The 21,467-nt window shown below is 38.8% G+C and carries 17 protein-coding genes; 6 read left to right on the top strand and 11 right to left on the bottom strand.

What is annotated here, in order from left to right; genetic code table 11:
• Positions 1-517: 517 nt before the first annotated feature.
• The 5 genes from H7R46_RS06810 to H7R46_RS06830 all read right to left on the bottom strand — a co-directional run bounded on the left by H7R46_RS06810 (position 518) and on the right by H7R46_RS06830 (position 6,802).
• Positions 518-1,240 carry a glutamine amidotransferase gene (locus tag H7R46_RS06810; protein WP_005068616.1) on the bottom strand — a complete coding sequence of 241 codons (723 nt, stop codon included), beginning with the start codon at positions 1,238-1,240 and terminating at the stop codon, positions 518-520.
• A 166-nt stretch (positions 1,241-1,406) separates the two neighbouring features.
• Complete coding sequence (gene eutC / locus H7R46_RS06815) at positions 1,407-2,222, bottom strand: ethanolamine ammonia-lyase subunit EutC (RefSeq protein WP_005068619.1); 816 nt, start codon at positions 2,220-2,222, stop codon at positions 1,407-1,409.
• Positions 2,223-2,232: 10 nt separating this feature from the next.
• Entirely contained in the window at positions 2,233-3,618 is a 1,386-nt protein-coding gene (locus tag H7R46_RS06820) for an ethanolamine ammonia-lyase subunit EutB (protein WP_005068621.1), read from the bottom strand.
• 14 nt (positions 3,619-3,632) lie between these two features.
• The gene (eat, locus tag H7R46_RS06825; protein WP_005068623.1) at positions 3,633-5,069 is read right to left on the bottom strand and encodes an ethanolamine permease; all 1,437 of its coding nucleotides are present in this window, start codon (positions 5,067-5,069) and stop codon (positions 3,633-3,635) included.
• Positions 5,070-5,290: 221 nt separating this feature from the next.
• Positions 5,291-6,802: an aldehyde dehydrogenase family protein gene (locus H7R46_RS06830; protein WP_017385402.1), complete on the bottom strand. Its 1,512-nt coding sequence runs from the start codon at positions 6,800-6,802 to the stop codon at positions 5,291-5,293.
• A gap of 142 nt (positions 6,803-6,944) precedes the next feature.
• Between H7R46_RS06830 and H7R46_RS06835 the strand changes: the two genes are divergently transcribed.
• Positions 6,945-8,135: a helix-turn-helix domain-containing protein gene (locus H7R46_RS06835; protein ID WP_005068630.1), complete on the top strand. Its 1,191-nt coding sequence runs from the start codon at positions 6,945-6,947 to the stop codon at positions 8,133-8,135.
• On the opposite strand, the gene H7R46_RS06840 is transcribed toward H7R46_RS06835, so the two are convergent.
• A complete protein-coding gene (locus H7R46_RS06840; protein ID WP_005068632.1) occupies positions 8,132-9,100 on the bottom strand; it encodes an alpha/beta hydrolase in 969 nt (322 codons plus the stop codon). The two genes, H7R46_RS06835 and H7R46_RS06840, sit on opposite strands and share 4 nt — an antisense overlap.
• Positions 9,101-9,295: 195 nt before the next feature.
• Entirely contained in the window at positions 9,296-10,468 is a 1,173-nt protein-coding gene (gene mdh, locus H7R46_RS06845; protein WP_005068634.1) for an iron-dependent methanol dehydrogenase, read from the bottom strand.
• Between the two features lie 230 nt (positions 10,469-10,698).
• Between mdh and H7R46_RS06850 the strand changes: the two genes are divergently transcribed.
• Positions 10,699-12,411, top strand: a complete 1,713-nt coding sequence (locus H7R46_RS06850; protein WP_002119362.1) for an AAA family ATPase — start codon at positions 10,699-10,701, stop codon at positions 12,409-12,411.
• Positions 12,412-12,454: 43 nt separating this feature from the next.
• Positions 12,455-12,814, top strand: coding sequence for a 5-carboxymethyl-2-hydroxymuconate Delta-isomerase (locus H7R46_RS06855; protein ID WP_005068638.1), 360 nt, complete (start codon positions 12,455-12,457; stop codon positions 12,812-12,814).
• 168 nt (positions 12,815-12,982) lie between these two features.
• Here the strand turns inward: H7R46_RS06855 and H7R46_RS06860 are convergent.
• The 4 genes from H7R46_RS06860 to H7R46_RS06875 all read right to left on the bottom strand — a co-directional run bounded on the left by H7R46_RS06860 (position 12,983) and on the right by H7R46_RS06875 (position 16,651).
• Positions 12,983-14,127 (bottom strand): IS3 family transposase gene (locus H7R46_RS06860; protein ID WP_085944219.1). Its coding sequence is split into 2 segments (ribosomal slippage): positions 12,983-13,863 and positions 13,863-14,127, totalling 1,146 coding nucleotides; the frame shifts between segments, so codons are not numbered across the junction.
• A gap of 94 nt (positions 14,128-14,221) precedes the next feature.
• Entirely contained in the window at positions 14,222-15,049 is an 828-nt protein-coding gene (gene thiM / locus H7R46_RS06865; protein ID WP_005068641.1) for a hydroxyethylthiazole kinase, read from the bottom strand.
• 35 nt (positions 15,050-15,084) lie between these two features.
• Positions 15,085-16,242, bottom strand: coding sequence for a hypothetical protein (locus H7R46_RS06870; protein WP_005068644.1), 1,158 nt, complete (start codon positions 16,240-16,242; stop codon positions 15,085-15,087).
• Positions 16,243-16,393: 151 nt separating this feature from the next.
• The gene (locus H7R46_RS06875) at positions 16,394-16,651 is read right to left on the bottom strand and encodes a hypothetical protein (protein WP_005068647.1); all 258 of its coding nucleotides are present in this window, start codon (positions 16,649-16,651) and stop codon (positions 16,394-16,396) included.
• Positions 16,652-16,969: 318 nt separating this feature from the next.
• Between H7R46_RS06875 and pepN the strand changes: the two genes are divergently transcribed.
• The 3 genes from pepN to H7R46_RS06890 all read left to right on the top strand — a co-directional run bounded on the left by pepN (position 16,970) and on the right by H7R46_RS06890 (position 21,466).
• Positions 16,970-19,576: an aminopeptidase N gene (pepN, locus tag H7R46_RS06880; RefSeq protein WP_005068650.1), complete on the top strand. Its 2,607-nt coding sequence runs from the start codon at positions 16,970-16,972 to the stop codon at positions 19,574-19,576.
• A 576-nt stretch (positions 19,577-20,152) separates the two neighbouring features.
• Positions 20,153-20,689 carry a spore coat U domain-containing protein gene (locus H7R46_RS06885; RefSeq protein ID WP_197697247.1) on the top strand — a complete coding sequence of 179 codons (537 nt, stop codon included), beginning with the start codon at positions 20,153-20,155 and terminating at the stop codon, positions 20,687-20,689.
• 72 nt (positions 20,690-20,761) lie between these two features.
• A complete protein-coding gene (locus H7R46_RS06890) occupies positions 20,762-21,466 on the top strand; it encodes a molecular chaperone (protein WP_002119329.1) in 705 nt (234 codons plus the stop codon).
• Position 21,467 lies beyond the last annotated feature (1 nt).

Consider the following 21,467-nt stretch of genomic DNA (forward strand, 5'->3'; position numbering starts at 1 on the left):
GCAAGACGAACAACATGTTGTGAGTAGACAGTAGAGATTGATTATCTCTTACTTTTTCGCAAGACGAACAACATGTTGTGAGTAGACAGTAGAGATTGATTATCTCTTACTTTTTCGCAAGACGAACAACATGTTGTGAGTAAACAACAAATATAAAAAAGCCCAACTCAGTTGGGCTTTTTATTTAGATGTCTTCTCATATTTTCTTTTTCTTTATGATTAATATCCTTGGCAAATTAGCTTAGGTTGGATTAATCACATAAAAATAAAGAACCAAGATTATAAGGAGAATACATGAAAGCAATAAATAAGTATTGACCGTATTAAAGCTTTTAAGAAATTTCCAGATATCCATAGTAAATCAACGTATATTTTGTGTTACAAATTAATAATACACTGAAAATTTTATTAAATGTTTGTTAAAGGCGAATATAGCATTCTCTTTGTTTGAAAAATAAGCAAGCAATCATACTAAATGGTAAAATTTAATATTCGCGCACATTATAGTCTTTATAGTTTATCCACTATAACCAATTCTTTTTAAGAATTTTTGAATAACTTCAAATGCAGCATGTTCAAGTGCTTGAGCATATTGTAAGTTTTCTTCGCGTAGTTTCTGAATCGAAATCTTAGCATTACGAAGTTCACATGTATGGCCAATTAACCATTTCTCAAAATTTTCTTCTGTTGTTTCAATATGAAACTGCAACGCGAGAATATTATTTCCAACTTCAAATGCTTGATTAGTATAAATCTCTGAACTAGCTAATAACACCGCGTTTTCAGGGAGGTCGAAAGTGTCACCATGCCAATGTAGAACATGGACATTATTAAGCAAAGCAGATAATACCTGATTAGAACGTAAACTTAAGCTCAATGGACCCCAGCCAATTTCTTTTTGATGTCCTGCATATACTTTTGCACCAAGCGCATGAGCAATAAGCTGTGCACCCAAACAAATACCAAGTGTAGGTTTATCTGCTGCTAGACGTTGTTTAAGTAAAGTAATTTCGTCTTTTAAAAATGGATAATCTTCAGTTTCATAAACTCCGATTGGGCCACCTAAAATAATAGTTAATCCATCGTGTGCAAAAGCAGCAGTTAAATCATCTACACCTGCTTCAAAATAACGGACGCGAAATCCAAGTTGATAAAACACATCTTCTAATGAACCTAAGTCTTCGAAAGCAAGATGCTGAATGGCATAAATAGTTTTAGGGAAGGCGTTTGTTGTGTTCATACAAATGATTCATAGAAGATCAATAGGTGGAGTATAGCGATAAATATAAAGAAGAAAATATCTGTATAAATCGTCAATACCTGAAAATTGATATTTTTCGTTAAGATAATATTGTTATGCAAAGGATTATCTATTTTCCAATAAATCTCTTTGCATATTCCATTGCTTAAAATAATAGCTTTTGAGTTTCTTCAAAATCTTTATTTGAAAGTTGATGCTCATCTTTTAGATTAACTCCTGAGAAACCAAGTTGTTTGGATTTTTTCATTAAAGCGATTAAACGTTGTACTGCAACTGGAATACTTAAACCTGCTGAGCGAACATTAGAAATACAATTACGTTTGGCATCGAGGCAGCCTGAATATGCATTCCATGTGTAGTAAATTCCCATACTGTCAGGAGAGCTTAAACCAGGGCGCTCACCGATGAGCATCACAAGCATGGATGCTTTAAATATTTCTGCGACTTCATCACCTAATGCAACCCGACTGCCTGTCGCAATTGCAATTGGTGCAAGGCTCCAGTTTTCTTGCTGAATTTGTTCATTCAGCATTGTAATGAATGAGATAGCATTCGCTTCAATCGCTCTTGCGGAGAGACCGTCACCGACCACAATACAAACATCATACTGTTGCGTGTTTTCTGCATACTTCTTAATTAAGGCTTCTTTTGATGGGTTTGAAAGCTGACGACCTAAATCTGGACGTTTAAGATAAATTTCCATATTAGGAGCATTACTTTGGACATGAAGACTTTGCAGCTGCCGTTGTGCTAATTGCTCCGAGAGGTAGGAAACATCCATCTCTTGATAAACCGCATCTTTTGCTTGCGCATGAGACAACTGGAACTCAAGTAAGGCACGTGTTGGGATGCTACAACCAGCGCGTCCTAATGCAATGCGGGCATCAGTAAATTGTTTAAGTTTTTCCCACTGATCTTGATGGGTAGAGGATGGATATTGAATATCATGGTTCAGTTTCATGGTGTTCTCCCTAGTTCATGAGCAGACGAGAGAATTGGTCGGGCATGTGGTCTGCCCAACATATTTGGGAGTTTTGTTGTTTAAAAATACCTTGCTGTTCAAGCCATGTTGAAAACTCAGGAGCGGGTTTTAAACCGAGGAGTTGTCTTAAATAGAGGGCATCATGGAATGAAGTGGTTTGATAGTTGAGCATGACATCGTCTGAACCCGGAATCCCCATTATAAAGTTAATGCCCGCGGCACCAAACAGAGTAAGGAGAACATCCATATCATTTTGGTCAGCATCGGCATGGTTGGTATAGCAAATGTCGCAGCCCATTGGCACACCAAGCAACTTACCGCAGAAGTGGTCTTCTAGACCTGCACGTATAATTTGTTTGCCGTTAAAAAGATATTCGGGACCAATAAAACCAACGACTGTATTTACTAAAAGCGGATTGTATTTACGGGCGACTGCATAAGCACGCGTTTCTAATGTTTGCTGGTCAACGCCGTGATGTGCATTGCTGGATAACGCACTGCCTTGACCCGTTTCAAAGTACATGACGTTTTGTCCAATGGTTCCGCGCTTGAGTGCAAGTGTGGCTTCATATCCTTCTTGTAGTAAATCGAGCGATATTCCAAAGCCTTCGTTAGCCAGTTGTGTACCAGCGATTGATTGGAACATTAAATCAATTGGCACATTTTTTTCAGCAAGTTGAATGCCTGAGCTGATATGGGTAAGTACACAAGATTGCGTTGGAATTTGATATTCCTGAATGACATGATCAAGCAATTTTAGTAGCTCTGACAAATTATGTAGGTTATCCGTCGCTGGATTGATGCCAATTACGGCATCACCATTGCCATACATCAAACCATCTAAAATACTTGCAGAAATACCAAGCACATCATCGGTAGGGTGGTTCGGTTGTAAACGGGTAGAAAGATGGCCTTTTAAACCGATCGTGTTGCGAAATTGGGTAATTACCTCACATTTGCTGGCGACATAAATTAAATCTTGATTGCGCATAATTTTGCTGACAGCAGCCACCATTTCTGGAGTTAAACCTGATGCTAAAGCTTTTAAGCTTTGTGCAGTCGCTTCTTCACCAAGTAACCAATTTCGAAAATCGCCTACTGTAAAGTGTGAAATAGGGGCAAAGGCTGCCAGATCATGTTCATCAATAATTAAACGGGTAATCTCATCAGTTTCGTAATCGACCACAACCTCATTTAAAAAAGTTTTAAGCGGTACATCGGCCAAAGTCATTTGTGCCGCAACATGTTCGGTTGCATCTCTGGCAGCTACACCTGCTAACTCATCGCCTGAACGTAACGGCGTTGCTTTTGCCATCAAGGTCTTCAAGTCAGCAAAGTGATACTGTTGATTGGCGACAATATTCCGATAACTCATAGTTGCATCCTTTTTTATAGTTTTTGTTCTGCGGCTTTAATATTTGCAAACTCTTCTTCTGGTGTACCTTTCACTAAATGATAACGGCTATAGAATAAAAAGTAAGCAATAAATACGATATAAATAGCGGCAGCAATAAACCAAACTTTCGGATTAACAACAAAGCCTGCGACCACAGCAGCGACTGCTAAAATCAGTGCAATGCTTGAAGTGAGGATTCCTCCAGGAGTTTTATAAGGACGAGGCATGTCGGGTTTAGATAGGCGTAGTTTGATGTGAGATAAAAGAATCAATACATAGGAAATGGTGGCACCAAAAACAGCGATTAAAATGAGTGAATCACCTTCTTTGGTGAGTGAAAGCAAGAACCCAATAATACCTGGAATAATAATTGCGAGATAAGGGGCTTTATTTTTATTGGTTAAAGAGAGTGAAGTAGGTAAGTAACCAGCACGAGAGAGCGCAAAAATTTGACGCGAATAGGCATAGATAATTGAAAAGAAACTCGCGATTAAACCTGCTAAACCAACAAAGTTAACAAAAGTCGCAAGCCAAGTGTTGCTGCCATACACTTTAACCAGAGCATCGACGAGGGGAGCGCCAGAGTTTTGTAAAGTACTTGCACCCGCTGCACCTGCACCTAAGAATAAAATGAGCATGGCAAAGGCCGTTAAGATGAGCATTGCTCCGATTAAACCGCGTGGCAGGGATTTGGCTGGATCTTTTGCTTCTTCGGCGGCTAATGGCACACCTTCAACTGCAAGGAAAAACCAGATTGCAAAGGGAACTGCGGCCCAGATGCCTAAATAGCCATGAGGTAGAAAACGACTTGCACCAGCTGCTGTGCCAACAGGAATATCTAACAGGTTTTGTGTATTAAAATGTGGAATCATTGCCCCAATAAACACGACAAGGGCAACAGCAGCGACAAGTGTAATTGCGAACATGATTTTTAAGGCTTCGCCGGCACCTTTGAGGTGTATGCCCATAAAAATGGCATAGCAGGCGAGGTAAATCACCCAGCCATTAATACCAAATAGAGATTCGCAATAACCACCAATAAACACAGCAATCGCAGCAGGGGCAATTGCGTATTCAATTAAAATAGCTGTTCCTGTTAAATAGCCCCCAAAAGGGCCAAAGGCAGCACGTGCAAAACTATAACCGCCACCTGCTGTCGGCATCATGGTGGACATTTCTGACATAGAAAGACACAGGCACAGATACATGATTGCAGCAAGGGCAGTGGCAATAAACATCCCGCCCCAGCCACCTTGGGCTATGCCGAAGTTCCAGCCAGCAAAATCACCTGATATCACATACGCTACGCCTAAACCAATCAGGAGTAACCAACCAACGGTACCTTGTTTAAGTTGACGCTGAGCAAAATATTCTGCTGACGAGACTTCTGTCTTTGAGGAAATAACGGAAGCTGTTTCTGGTTGATTCATACAATACTCCTGCGAGTTAGTTTGTATGAATTAATGCAAAAGCAATGCCTAAATAAATTGCTTTAAATATTAGGTGAGGGTTTTTTATTCCACATAGTAAAAACTTGAGAACTAACAGTACAAAATAAAGAAGCCAGTAATCTAAATTACTGGCTTCTTGTATCATGAATGACCTTACTTCTTTCTAGTGTTGATAGTTTGGTATCAACTTGGTGCGAAACTTAGAAGAAGCCCATTGGTTTAGTTGAATAACTCACTAACAAGTTTTTAGTTTGTTGATAATGATCTAGCATCATCTTATGATTTTCACGGCCAATACCAGACTTCTTGTAGCCACCAAATGCAGCATGTGCAGGGTAGATGTTGTAGCAGTTTGTCCAGACACGACCCGCCTCAATAGCACGACCAGCACGATAAGAAATGTGAGCTGAACGTGACCATACACCTGCACCTAAACCATACATGGTGTCATTAGCAATTTTAATTGCATCGTCAAAGTCTTTGAACGTTGTCACAGCAAGTACAGGTCCAAAAATTTCTTCTTGGAAAACTTGCATACCGTTGTGACCTTTAAAAATAGTCGGATCGACATAGTAACCATCGCCTACTTCTTTACGGCCGCTACCGCCAAGTAAGAGTTCTGCACCTTCTTCACGCCCCGTGTTAATACAACGTAAGATTTTCTCTTGCTGTTGTAGAGATGCTTGAGCACCAATCATCGTTTCAGTATCAAGTGGATGACCAGTTTTAATACGTTTTACACGTTCGACAGCCATCTCTAAGAACTGATCAGCAATGCTTTCTTGTACTAAAGCACGAGAAGGGCAAGTACATACTTCACCTTGGTTTAAGGCAAACATAGCAAAACCTTCAAGTGTTTTTTCTAAGAAGTCATCTTCTTTATCCATGATATCTTCGAAGAAAAGGTTCGGTGACTTGCCACCAAGCTCTAGCGTGACTGGAATAATATTTTCGGTCGCATATTGCATCACCATTTGTCCAGTTTGAGTTGAACCTGTGAACGCGATTTTTGCAATACGTGGGTTTGTCGCTAACGGACGGCCGACTTCTGAACCGAAACCATTGACAATATTAAGGACGCCCGGCGGTAAAATGTCTTGGATGAGTTCAGCCACCAACAAAATACCCACTGGAGTTTGTTCAGCTGGCTTAATCACAACACAGTTACCTGCTGCTAAAGCAGGTGCAAGTTTCCATGCTGCCATCAAAATCGGGAAGTTCCATGGAATGATTTGACCAACGACACCGAGTGGTTCGTGGAAATGATAGGCAATGGTATCTTCATCAATTTCAGAGATGCCACCTTCTTGAGCACGAATACATCCAGCGAAATAACGGAAATGGTCGATCGCGAGCGGAAGGTCAGCTGCTAAAGTTTCACGTACTGCTTTACCATTATCCCAAGTTTCGGCAACAGCAAGCATTTCAAGATTTGCTTCTAAACGATCAGCAATTTTTAAAAGTATATTTGAGCGTACCGTCGGTGATGCTTTATTCCATGTTGCTTTCGCTTTATGTGCTGCATCTAGAGCGAGTTCAATATCTTCGGCACTAGAGCGTGGAATACGTGTGAAAGCTTTTCCATCAACAGGAGATACATTGTCAAAATATGCACCCTTTAAAGGTGCCACCCATTCACCGCCAATAAAATTTTCGTATTGTGATTTAAATTGAACTTTTGAGCCTGGTTGATTTGGATCGATATAGCGCATATAAATATTCCTTTGCTTTTTAGGACTAAAGACTAACAAGAACCCTGTCAGTAGGTACTTTCGTACTTTGTATAATTAGGATATAAAGAAGAAGGTTGGAGAAAGGTTGGAATAGAAATGTGGATATATAAGGAATTTACAAATGTTCACAAAAAAGGATTTATTGCAGCAACGGACGTTGATTGATCAACTGCGCACGCAAAATAGTCTCTCTCCTCAGAACGCTGCCAAACTCGGCCAAAGTATTGCAAGCTCGTGGGAACGATCGGCTTCTGCCGCGATTCCTAAAGAGCGTTTTGCTGCTCCATTAGTCGAGAAAAAAACTGCTTCACAAAATGCTTTAGATATGGCTTTAAGCCAATGTGCCGATGACTTACGTCATATTGCAGAGCAATCTTCAATGGTAATTGCTGTCGGTGATATCGGCAGTACGATTATCTGGACGGCACCAAGTGCTCAAATGCAAAGTGCTGCTGAGCGTGTACATTTCGTACAAGGTGGTCAGTGGCGTGAAGAATTTGTGGGCACCAATGCCTTGGCTTTATCTTTAAAAACTCAACAATCAAGCTGTGTTTTTTCAAACGAACATTACATGGAGTCGATTCATGATTGGGTGTGTTATGCCGCGCCGATTATCGATCCATATTCAAAACAAACCCTTGGTGTTGTTGATTTATCAACCACATGGAAGAACCATAATAGTTTAGGAATTCTGGCTGCTGAACGTTGTGCATCTATTATTCAATCTGCTTTGCTAGAGCAGCAGCGCCAGCAATTACATATCCGTGCATTTTCGACGCCGCAAGTTAAATTTAACGGCAAAAGTTTATTATTAACGCCGCGTCAAATTGAAATTTTAACCATATTGGCACTATGTCCCCATGGTTTAACTTTAGAGCATCTTTATCAGGCGCTCTATGGCGAACGTAAAGTAAGCATGGGCACACTTAAAGCTGAAATGTCTCAACTACGAGATATTTTGGGTGGTTTACTTGGTTCACGTCCATATCGTTTGCTGGTGCATGTTGAAGCCGATTTTTTACAAGCTGAACAAGCGCTCGATGCGGGATATGCAGCCTCGGCTTTACAGCTTTACACAGGTGTATTTCTGGCAAAAACTGAAAGTCCATTTTTATGCGCATGGCGTGACTGCCTTGAGTCACGCTTGAGCGATGCGATTTTTAAAACTCAAGAAACAGATTTATTACTTAAGCATTTAGCTCATTTCCCTGAAGCAATTGATGCGGTAGAACGCCTTATGGAGCTCTTGCCGAGTGAACATCCTGCGCATCAACTGCTTGTGAAATACCTTGACTCACCTAAGCTTAGTTAAGTAATTTTTTGATCCAGCCACTGGAACAATTGTTGATAGACTTGTTCTCGTACTGGCTGGGCCGAAAGGACTAAGTCATGCAATCCATTGTGAATAGAGACAACCGAGACATCGCCTTTAATTTTTTTACCATGTTTTTCAATGTCTTTAACATCTAAAATCACATCACTTTGAGTCGCATCTATTCCCCATTTTTTTGGATTTTTAGTTTGATGCGAATGCATAATCAGTGCGGGAACGTTCAGTTTAACTCCGCGGTGAATCTCTTTTTGCGCCGTATGAATCGCATGTACAAAGCTGAGCTGAACTGTAGGGGCAGAGGTCGGTTTCCAGTCAAGATTGAACTCCCATTCGCCTTTGAGCTGCTTGTGAAGACTGGTGGTGTACCATTTGTTTAATTGGCTTGGAAATTTAACTTTTGGCAGATATTTTCCTACTCGACTGAGCATTGGAATGCCAAATTTCTTTTCAACTAGACTTAAATTAAAGTCGTAAAACGGACTATTTGCCCAGAGTGCTTTAATAAGAGGATGATCTGGATGATGGGCAGCATAAAGCGTTGCTGTCAAACCACCAGTTGAATGCCCTGCGAGTAAGACTTGGGTGTGCTGTTCTTTGCCAATAATCTCTAATGCTTGAGTAATTTCGGCGTCGTATTCATTTAAATCAAGCACATTATAGAAAATTTGATGAGGCAGTTTTGAGCGGCCATATTTTCTTAAATCAAGTGCATAGAAGTCGTAACCATGAGCATTGAATTGCTCAGCCATTTCGGTTTGAAAGAAATAATCTAAAAAACCATGAATATACAGCACGGCTTTTTGAGTAGATTGAGCAGCTTTTTTACGCACTAAGGTGGCTACAACTTTCCCTTCATAATCATCAGGAAAACTAAGTGTGAGCTGTTCGTAGCCCGTGCCTAAAATATCTGGAACATAAGTTTGATTAGCTAAAGATGTATTCATTTTTATCGAGCTATTGTAATTAAGACATGCTGAGTATCCTTCAATGAAATGGGCGAATTGTCAATCAGGTTTAGAGAAGGTTGGAGTATAGGTTCTAAAAAAAGGGAATACCGCTGGAGCTAAGTATTCCCCAAAAAAGTAAGTCAACGGTCGGAGGGATTTGACTTACTAGAGGGATATGCCATTACATCAGTATTAAAGTGCTGCTTTGAAAATCTCCACAACTTGCGCATGATTTGCTTTACGAGGGTTGGTGAGCATACATGCATCTTTTTGAGCATTATCTGCCATCACTGCAAGGTCTTCAGTTTTTACACCAAGCTCGGTTAAACCAGATGGAATACCAATTGATGAAGACAGTTTACGAATGGCATCAATTGCAGCATAGGCAGCTTCTGTTACGGTGAGTCCGTGAGTTTTTACACCCATTAACTCTGCGATTTTTGCGTAGCGATCTGGGCAAGCAATTAAGTTAAATTCACAAACGTGTGGTAACAAGATTGCATTACATACGCCGTGAGGTAGGTTGTAGAAACCGCCTAACTGGTGCGCCATTGCGTGAACATAACCTAAAGATGCGTTGTTAAACGCCATGCCAGCCAAGTATTGTGCATAGCTCATTGCATCACGTGCTTCGATGTTTTCACCATTTGCGACCGCAGGTTGTAACCACTGGCTAATCATCGTAATCGCTTTTTCTGCACACGCATCAGTAATCGGGTTCGCCGCCGTAGAAACATATGCTTCAACTGCATGGGTTAATGCATCCATACCTGTTGCAGCGGTTAAACCAGCCGGTTTTGCAATCATGAGTTTCGGATCATCGATCGCGATAAGTGGAGTACAACGCCAGTCAACAATCGCCATTTTTACGTGAGTATCTGTATTGGTAATAATACAGAAACGAGTCATTTCAGATGCCGTACCAGCTGTGGTGTTCACTGCAATCAATGGCGTCATCGGGACTTTACTTTTATCAATACCTTCGTAGTCGCGAATATGACCACCACCAGCAGTGACTAAACCAATCCCTTTTGCACAGTCGTGAGATGAACCGCCACCTAGAGAGACAATAAAGTCACAGCCATTTTCGTTATAGGCATTTACGCCATTATGCACATTAATATCGGTTGGGTTAGGTTCTGCGCCTGGGAATATATGGCTTGCAACGCCTGCTTCAGTTAAATAGTTTGCGATAAGATCTGCAACACCAAATTTAAATAAGCCTTCATCGGTCACAATTAATGCTTTTTTTGCGCCGAGGTTTTGTGCCTTTGTACCAATTTCTTTAGCACATCCTGGTCCAAAGAGTGATACGCATGGAATATAAAAACCGTTTGTTTGATCTGCAATATTTTTAAAAGCCATGGAGTGATTCCTTCTTCCATAAATCCATTGTTTGTTATTACAGGTGAGCCTCACCATGGCCTTAGTATTGTGATGTGAAGTTTATTTTCCTACCTACCAAAAACCTACCAAATATTATTTTGCTTTTAATTTTTGATTTATAAGTACTTTTTAGAAAGTTTGGCACATTCATTTAATTTTTTCGGGAAAATCGTTAAGCTATGGGCTGTTGAAGATGTACATATGAGATTATGAAACAGGAAACTGCGCTTAAACTGCTTAAAGCAGGTGAAAATGTCTTTTTAACCGGTTCGGCTGGTGCAGGGAAAACCTATACACTTAATCAGTACATCCAATACCTCAAAGCACGTAAAGTGCCTGTGGCAATTACGGCTTCTACAGGTATTGCAGCAACACATATGAACGGTATGACCATTCATACATGGGCTGGCATTGGCATTAAAGATCTGTTAACTGATGATGATCTAAAACGCATGAAAGAGCGTAAATATCTCAAGGAACATCTTGAAAATGCGCAAGTTCTTGTGATTGATGAAATCTCAATGCTACATGCGAAACAGCTTAATCTGGTCAATCAAGTTCTAAAATATTTTAAAGAAAGCGATGAAGCCTTCGGTGGTATTCAAGTCATTGTGGCTGGAGATTTCTTCCAGTTGCCGCCTGTAGGCCGTAATGGTGAAGCCAACCGTGATAAGTTCTGCTTTATGTCTGATGCATGGGTCGAAGCTAAATTCCGTGTATGTTATTTAACAGAGCAGCACCGTCAAGACGATGAAATTCTGAACCAGATTTTAAATGCCATTCGTGCGCAAAATATTCAACCCGATCATTTACAAGCACTGCGTCAATCACGCTCGCATGATATTGGTGAGACCTTTACTCGTCTTTATACACACAATATGGATGTCGATAACATCAACTATCAGCACTTAAATGAAATTGATAATGAAGGGCATCAATTCAATGCTGTTTTAGATGGTAATGAAAAGTTATTAGAAACTTTAAAATCTTCAGTGCGTGCGCCAGAAGAACTCACACTTAAAAAGCATGCCAAAGTCATGTTTGTAAAAAATAACTTTGATATGGGCTATATCAACGGAAGTTTGGGTGAAGTCATCGGCTTTGAGGAAGATGACGAAAATGGCTTACTGCCGAAAGTAAAACTGACTGATGGCACGACTTTGCTGGTTGCTCCTGAAACTTGGTCCGTTGAAAATGAAGCAGGCAAAGTGATTGCAAGTTTTCAGCAAATTCCACTTCGTTTAGCGTGGGCGATTACTATTCATAAAAGCCAAGGGATGACTTTAGAAGCCGCTGAAATTAACCTCATGAATACCTTCGAGAAAGGTCAGGGTTATGTTGCATTGTCGCGCTTAAAATCTTTAACTGGTCTAAAATTATTAGGTATCAACGAGCAAGCTTTAGAGCTAGATAGTTTAGCTGTCAAAGCGGATCGCCGTTTCCAAGAGCTTTCAAAAGAAGCCGAAGATAACTTTGCAGATGTAGATTTAACGGCTCAGCATAAAGCGTTTATTCGTCACTGTGGCGGCACCTTGAATGAAACCGAGATTTCTCGTAATGAGAAGAAACTCGCAAAAGGTGGCAAGCAAAATTACGCTACGGCAACTTTAGATGAGACACGTGTTTTGTTTGAAGAAGGCTATGAGATTGAAGACATCGCGCATGAACGTGGTTTAACCCCAGCGACAATTATTAATCACTTGGCTCGACTTCATAAAGAGCAAAAGCTAGATATTTCGGTTGCTCATCCAGGTGAAGAAGTGGTCGAAGAAATTCGTAAAATTTATAAGAAGCTGAAAAAGCGCCAAAATCCAGATCATTTTTCTGATGATGGTTCGATCAAACTAAGACCAATTGTTGAAGCAACCAGTCCTCGAATGGGATATGATCAGGTCCGATTAGCTTTATTATTTATTGAATAAAGTTTAATTCGCTTAATGACTTATTATATAAATTGAGGTGGCTATGCCGCACGTTGTAGTTGATTATTCAGAAAATTTAACTGGATTAAACGCAAAACAATTACTTGAAGAAATTAATACCACACTGATTGAAACAGAGCTATTTAGTCCAGAAGACATTAAAAGCCGTGCGCGTAAAGATGATGTTTTCCTAATAGGCTTGGGAGCCGAACAGGCTTATATTCATGCAAAGGTCTATATTTTGTCGGGAAGAACGGCTGAACAAAAACAGCTTATGGGTGAGCAGTTATTAGCGGTGCTTAGTAATAAAAAATATCTACAACAAGAGTTTAATAAAGAAATTCAATTGTGCGTTGAGCTTGTCGATATGCCAAGAGAAGATTATTTCAAGCAAGTTGTATAACACTAAAAAGCGCAATTTCGATCAAGAATAGCGATTAGCACTATGTAAAAGTAGTGCTATCGAATGGACAGAAATCTACTTACTTTTAAAGTGAGTCTAGCGTGATAAGAGGTGGTCCCACATGTTTGAACAACTAAAAGCTTATTTATAAGTGATACTCTGCTCTAGTTAAGCTACCTTATTTTGTTGTGGTAGCTGGTCATAGTAAAACTCATCTGGAGTCATTTTGTCCAGACTCGAATGAGGTCGTTTCAAATTATAAAATTCAAAATATGCGTTTAATTGCTTCTTCGCATCCAAAACATTGCTGTAGGCTTTGAGATACACCTCTTCATATTTAACGCTCCGCCATAATCGTTCAACCATCACATTATCAACCCATCGACCTTTACCATCCATGCTGATTTGGATGTCATTTGATTTCAATACATCAATAAATGCATCACTGGTAAACTGACTGCCTTGGTCTGTATTAAATATTTCAGGTCGACCATATTTTTCAATAGCTTCATTTAATGTTTCTATGCAAAATGTAACCTCCATACTAATCGATACTCTATGCGCAAGTACCTTGCGGCTATGCCAATCAATCACAGCACATAAATAAACAAAGCCTTTTGCCATAGGGATATACGTTATATCCGTAGACCACACTTGATTACTGCGCTGAATAGCCAATCCTTTGAGCAGATATGGATATTTGCGGTGAGCTTGATTAGCCTGGCTTAAATTTGGTTTGCAATATAACGCATTAATGCCCATTTTCTTCATTAAAGTACGTGTATGACGTCGTCCTATATGATGTCCTTGACGATTCAACAAATCACGCATCATACGGCTACCTGCAAAAGGGTATTGCATATGTAACTCATCCATACACCGCATCAGCTTCAGATCTGATGCACTCACAGGTTTTGGGCGATAGTAATAACAACCACGGGAGACTTTCAGCAGCTGAGCTTGCTTAGATACTGAAATCTGAAGTGAGTCATCGATTAACTTTTGTGGTTGAAGCGGCCCAGTTTCTTCAACACACCTTCTAAAAAATCAATTTCTAATGCCTGCTCACCGATTTTTGCATGTAGTTTTTTTAGATCGATGGGTGGTTCTGTTGGAGCTTTTGATTGATCGAAAGCTTGCGAGGAAGCTGAAATCAGTTGATTTTTCCAGTCGATAATTTGGTTTTGATGAACATCAAATTCAGCACTCAATTCAGCAAGTGTTTTTTCTGCTTTAATCGCAGCAAGTGCTACCTTAGCTTTAAAATCATTTGAATGATTTCTTCTTGGTCTACGTGCCATAAAATACTCCATATATTGATGTTTATAACATCATTTGGGGAGCAAAATATCACTTATAAGTGTTGTTCAAATTTCCTGATCCACCTCTATATAGGCATAACCTAGATTATGCCAGTATCTCTAAAAGCTTAATATCTGCATATTGCTCAATCAAGTTGTCATCTAGCATGTGGATGTAATCCATAAAGATGGTGCTAAAACTTCCCATAGTTTGCGCTTGATTTGCAGCAAGTTTACCTGCAATCGCAAAATGAACATGAGCTGAAAGAGCAGCAATGGTTGGCGTCGTCACAGCGCTATATGCTGCAGTTAACGCACCTAAAGCACAGCCTGTTGCAGTAATTTTTGGTTGTAAAGGACTTCCGCCGTTCACTTGAATAAAGACGTCTAATTCTTTAGATAAAATATAATCTGACTCACCTGAAATAGCGATACAGTCCGCATGTGCTAATAGTGTATAAGCCTGTTGATAGGCTTGATCACTACTTAGAGTACTATCGACACCTTTAGATTGAACTTGGTTGCCTGCAAGTGTACTAATTTCTGAAGCATTACCACGAATAATGCTTGGCTTGAACTGTAAAAGCTCGTCTGTCATTTGACTACGCCAAGCTAAAATTGGGCCATAGCCGACTGGATCAAGCACCCATGGAATGCCATTGAGCTGTGCAGTCTTGGCAGATATTTGCATGGCTTGCATTTGCTCTGAAGTCGGGGTGCCTAAATTGATGCTTAAAGCCGATGAAATTTTGGTAAAACTTTCTGCTTCATAAGGATTATCGATCATGGCAGGTGAAGCACCAGAAGCAAGTAAAACATTGGCTGTATAGTTGGCCGCGACGCTATTGGTAATGCATTGCACAAGAGGCGTCTTTGCCTGCATGTTTTGCCAAGCGTCAATTACCTGCTCAATCAAAGTCGATGCTGATGTCATGTTATTATCCTTATTAAGCCAAAGTAATTGTAGATTTAGTGAGTAAAATAATGATCTTGATGCTTACATCTTTGGCAAATTAAAGAAACATAATCTGCCGCATCATAATCAACACTTAAATCGTTTGAACCACAGTGCATACAACGTTTAACTGAATAAAAGTTTAATCGAGGTTCAATTTTTCGCCATGCTTTCCAGACAGGTTGTACAAAGATTTGTTCGTCGTAACCTAAGAAGCGGTTAAGTAAAATATAACTCATTTTACTGTAGGGAATATTGTGAGGACGAGGCAACATTGAGGTTTCCCACTTTTCAGCTAAGGCTCTCTCGCGATATTGCTCTAAGGTTTTCTTCAACAAATTGGTGTTAATAAATTTTTCATTACGCGGCTGTAGGGCTTTCTGTTTATAAAGATACTCGAGTGCGGTTTGAATTAAATAATAAATCTGCCCAATTGCTAGTGAATCCATTAAGCGATAACAAAAAGTTTGGAAATTAGAGCTTCCTGCAATTTGAATGCCCCAAGTTCGGCAATAGAACTGCATAAACTGAATAATCTCTTGATAGAGCACCTGAAAAAGTACGTCTTTTACTTCATCGGCACTACAAAATGGAATACCAAGACTTAAATTTTCATAAAACCAGTGGCGTAGTTGCTGGGCTACACTAAATAAACTTGGGTCACTATAACCATCCAAGCGAATGTTTAAATAAAAGCACTGAGGTTCATCAGCTTGGTCTTGAGCGTTTAAAATTCCATCTTTATGGAGTTGCTTAATCAGATAGTTTTGAAACATCCAGTTTGGTGTAATGGACTGATATTTAATTTTGTCCCAGTGAATGTATTCGTCATGAGCAATATCGTCTCGTGCATAGTCATCGAGCAGGCTAAGTAAAAAAAGTTTATGCAAAAAACTGAGCTGTTCCAGACTACGTTGTGGTTGCTCTTTTGACTTAAACTGGCGTTGTTCTTGTAGGCGTGTTTGCTGTAAAAGCTTTTTTCGTTGTTTTGTGCATGTTTCACAATGGCAAGTCATTTTTGTGTCTTTAAAAACACGGTGCTGACAATGACTGCATTCATGAAACTGAATGTCTTGTTCAAATTGCTCGGCATCTACCCAATACATTGACGCTTGGCAGAGAGGACAATGGCTACTTTCATCTAGCTGTTTCTGTAGAATTTGTAAGACCATTTTGCTCCGAACGCTTAAATCTATCATGACTGACTTATTATACACAGCCACATTGCCGATAGCTGAGATTGTCTTTTTGTTTGGTGCAAAAATAGAAAACCTAAAGTCTTTGTTTTAACTTTAGGTTTTCATAAGAGGTTAAAATTTAAAATTAAACAGGGCACGGCAAGCTCTCATCATTCTGTCCAAGCTTTTTGGCATTAATAAGTGCCTGCACTTTTTTACTTGGTAATTTTACTTTACCTAAAGCATCATAAGTATTGACGATAGAGGTTACCTCCTGAGCTGTAATAGAAATACCTTCCGCAGATAAAAACACCGCAATCACATGGTGATCGAGTCCTGCTGCGTCTAGATCATGAATTGCTTTAATATTTTCTAAACGATGAAAATGTGCTTTTAATTCCATACTGACACCTCTTGTTCTGATTGAAATATTTATATTGGTGTATTAATGAAGGCAAGAACCATGCCCAAAATGTAAGCTGACTCTAAAAAATGTTAAAAGCTGAAGTTGTTTTATTTTTATTGTATAGATTGATTATATAAGCAACGATTATCGTAAATTTGGTCTAATCTGTGCTAATAAAAGACGATTCTAATTTGAAATGTATAAATGAAGTCCCATTAATTTTATAAAGGTAAACAAACACGGTATGTATGAATGTATATGATCAAGTTCATAAAATTCGTACTACGGTTTCCGAAAAGTATATAAGGAATAAAGATGAATATTGCGGCGCAGCCTCCAGTTCAGGCAGATCAAACAGTTTATTTAAAAGATTATCAAAAACCTTCATTCTTGGTTGAATCCATTAATCTTGATATTCAAGTATATGATGACAAAACAATTGTTGATTCAACATTAGTCATGAAGCGTCAAACAGCTGGGGACTTGGTGTTATTAGGTCGTGATCTTGAGTTGCAATCTATTCAGCTCAATGGTCAAGATCTTACTCCTGCACAATATTCACTCGACAGTGAACAACTGGTGATCACTGATGCACCAGATGAAGTCATTTTGCAGACTCAAGTGATTATTCATCCAGAAACCAATACTCAGCTTGAAGGTTTATATAAAGCAGATGAGTTGTTTGTAACCCAGAATGAACCTGAAGGCTTCCGTAAAATCACCTTCTATCCAGACCGTCCAGATGTACTTTCAGTCTTTACGACACGTGTAGAAGCAGACAAAAAATATCCAGTGTTACTTGCCAATGGTAATTTGCTTGAAACAGGTGAGGTAGGTGAAAACCGCCACTTTGCGATCTGGCAAGATCCGACTAAAAAACCAAGCTATTTGTTTGCTTGTGTTATTGGTGATTTAGCTGTTCTTAAAGATCGTTATACGACTTCGGAAGGGCGTGATGTTGCTTTAGAAATCTATGCCATTGAGAAAGATATTCCAAAATGCCATATCGCGATGGAAGCCTTAAAGCATTCAATGCGTTGGGATGAAGAACACTACGGCCGTGCTTATGACCTCGACAACTATATGATTGTTGCGGTGAGCCAGTTCAACATGGGTGCAATGGAAAATAAAGGTTTAAATATCTTTAATACTTCATGTGTGCTTGCCGATGAAGAATACACAACTGACGCAGCGATTATGCGTGTACAGTCTGTGATTGCCCATGAATATTTCCATAACTGGACAGGGAACCGCATTACTTGCCGTGACTGGTTCCAGCTGTGCTTAAAAGAAGGTTTAACGGTATTCCGTGATCAATCTTTCTCTGAAGATTTACAATCTGCTGCGGTTCAACGTATTGACGATGTGGCTGTACTTAAATCGCATCAATTCCCTGAAGATGCAGGTCCATTGTCGCATCCACCGCGTCCAGATCACTTTGTCGAAATTAATAACTTCTACACAGCGACAGTCTATGAAAAAGGTGCGGAAATTAACCGTATGATGTCGACCTTACTTGGTAAAGAAAAATACCGTAAGGGGACAGATGAATACTTCCGCCGTCATGATGGACAAGCTGTAACGGTAGAAGACTGGGTTGCTGCATTATCTGCAGGTTCAGGTGTCGATTTATCTGTATTTTTAACTTGGTACAACCAACCAGGTACGCCAAAGCTTGAAGCAAAAGGTGAATATGATGCAGCGATGCAAACTTACCGTTTAAGTTTTAAACAAAGCCTAAAAGCACATCCTAAATATCCAAATTTAAAAGCTGTTCCAATTCCTGTTGCTTTAGCGCTTTTTAACGCTAAAACAGGGGAGCAATATACATTGCACAGTAACAGTCTATTCGTAAATGATGTTAAAGATGGTGTGTACTTGTTTGATCAAGACGAAGCAACCATTGAATTCACAGGTATGACTGAACAGCCAGTTGTGTCGTTACTCCGTAATTTCTCTGCGCCTGTAAATCTTGTATTTGACTATACCGATGCTGAATTAGCATTCTTAATTCAACACGAAACCAACGGCTTTAACCAATGGCAAGCAACGCAAACCTTGCTTGAGCGTATTTTGCTAGAAGACCATTCTGCAGATGCGTACATTCAAGCTATTCAAAGCACTTTGCCGGAGTTGGTTGGTCGTGACCCGCTTTTAGCATCACGTTTGTTTGATGTACCAAGTGAAGGTTATTTGGGTAGTCGTATTGATCAGAACTATGCACCAGCAGATATTCATGTAAAACGTGAAGCCTTGCTTAATCGTTTAGCACAAGAGTTGGGTTCATTCTGGAAAGATACTTATCTTACCCTTGACCCAGACTTGCAAAAAGAATTCTCGTTAGCCATGGGCGTTCGTGCATTAAAGAATATCATGCTCATGATGATGACTCGTCAAGGCGATCAAAGTGCATTTGAATTAGCACATGTTCAATACCAAAACACAGGCAATATGTCTGAACGTTTAGGTGCGTTACGTGTATTAGTTTGGCAAAATGCACCTCAAGCTCAAGAGGTACTTGCTGATTTCTATGATCGCTTTAAAGATGAAGCCTTGTCTTTAGATCAGTGGTTTATGATTCAAGCTGCAAACCCAAATGCGACAACAGAAACAATTGAGTACCTTACTCAACATCCAGACTATGATTTAACAACTCCAAATCGTATTCGTGCGGTAAGTGGTGGCTTGTCAAATAATCCTGAAAATACTTGGGGTTTTGGTGTAGCTCACTTTATTAATCTTGCAGAGTATCTAGACGAGAAAAACCCGATTTTAGGTTCACGCCTGTTACAGGTGTTATCTCGTTGGTATACTCTTGCAGAGCCTCAGCGCACTCAAGTACAACAAGCTTTACAAGCATTGCAGCCTAAAGTGAAATCGAAAAATGTTTCTGAAACTTTAAATAGCATGCTGAGCGTTTAATTATTTAAATTTACTAAATAAAGGTCTCTAAAGAGGCCTTTATTTTTTTATATCTCATAGCTCTTCAATATTTAAAATAAATAAAACTATCCTTGTTATAGTTCATCTGTAGATCATTTTTATCATTTTATTTTTATATAAATTATAATCTTTAATAGTTTTCTGAAGGTGCACTTTTAAGAAATAATATAAAATGAAAATTAAAGAGATAAATAATATAAAAATAAATTGACTCGTAAAAATTATTTAATTTTTTAAAGTTAGCTAAATTTTGAAATATTTATTTAAATTTATCTTAATATTTTTTCTAGTGTTTTTATTAAAATTATTTAAATCAAATATTTATATTTTGTAAATATTGTTTTTTTGTATCCGTAAGATAGGTTTAGGTAAATTTGTTTTATTGATTAGAAATTAAAATAATAACGTGAACATGCATTTTATTTATTTTTATGTATTATGTTGGAAAGTAGGATAAAAAAATAAGCTTTAAAAGAGCAGTCAAATAAAAATGATTGTAAGAATAAGGGTTAAATTTTTTATATCTATTAATTCGACAATTTAGTTTAAAAGGTTTTGGCCATGAAAAAGACTTTTATTTATTTATCAGCAGTTGTTGCAGGAGTATTTTCTCTCAATGCGGCAAATGCAGCTACAGCAACAGGTACATTAACTGTTAGAGCAACAGTAACGAATAGTTGTGTATTGAATACCTCTGCAACTGGCACGACAACAAATGCCGTTTTAGACTTTGGTACTTTAAGTTCACTTGCTGGCAATGTTGATGCAGATACCACAACGACTGGTGGTACCTCAATTAAAGTCCTTTGTAATAATACTGTGCCATGGACTTTGTCATTTGATGGTGGTCAGAATGTTTTATCAACACAACGTCGCATGATCGGTGGGGCGACTAGCAATGAATATATTCCTTACAACCTTTTCTCTGACACAGGACGTGCCACAGCAATTGGTATTGCAACGACTGCCTACAGTGGAACCGGAACGGGTAATGTTCAAACTATAAATGTATATGGTCGTATTCCTGCAGGAACAACTTTACCAAGTGCAGGTAGCTATGTTGACAGTGTGACTGTCACGGTAACTTATTAATTTGCATAAATTAGAATTACGTTAGCCCTTTTGAAAGGGCTAATACATTAAAAAGTTATATTTGAGCAAATCATGAAAAAAAATATTTTTATTATTATGGGATTATTCTTATCTTTATCTAGCTCTATTAACGCCGCAACAATCCGTCTTTCACCTGTAAATGTAGAAATATTAAGTAATCAAAATGCTGCTTCAATTAGTTTATATAACCAGTCAAATGAAAGTGCTGATTTGCAGGTGCGTGTATTTGAGTGGAGACAAAATGCTGGGCAAGATCAACTAATCCCTACGGATGAGATTGTAGTTAGTCCACCATTTTTAAAACTACAACCTAGTGACTCTTATAACTTACGTGTAGTTAGAATTAACCCAGAACCTATTTCTGGTGAAAAAACCTATCGTATTATTATTGATGAGTTACCCAAACCAATTGATAGCCGTAAAGCAGCTCAGGGAGTAAATGTATTACTTCGCTCATCATTACCTGTATTTGTAGTAAATAAAGATGCGATTACCAAACTGAGTTGGAAAATTGATGTTAACCAGAACACACCTTCTTTAAATATTAGCAATATAGGTAACCGACATGCGCTGTTAAATAGTCTAATGCTTATTGATACAACAGCAAATAAAAGTTATCCCATTAAAGTAAATACTGTGAATGGTTATATTCTTGCAGAGAAGTCGAAAAGTTACTCGATTAGTAACTTTACCTACCAACCAAATCATAAATACAGCGTATCTCTAACAGTTAATGGTAAGAAAACCACACTTTAAG

The organism is Acinetobacter sp. BEC1-S18-ESBL-01 (genome assembly GCF_014169935.1).
Classification (GTDB): Bacteria; Pseudomonadota; Gammaproteobacteria; order Pseudomonadales; family Moraxellaceae; genus Acinetobacter; species Acinetobacter pittii.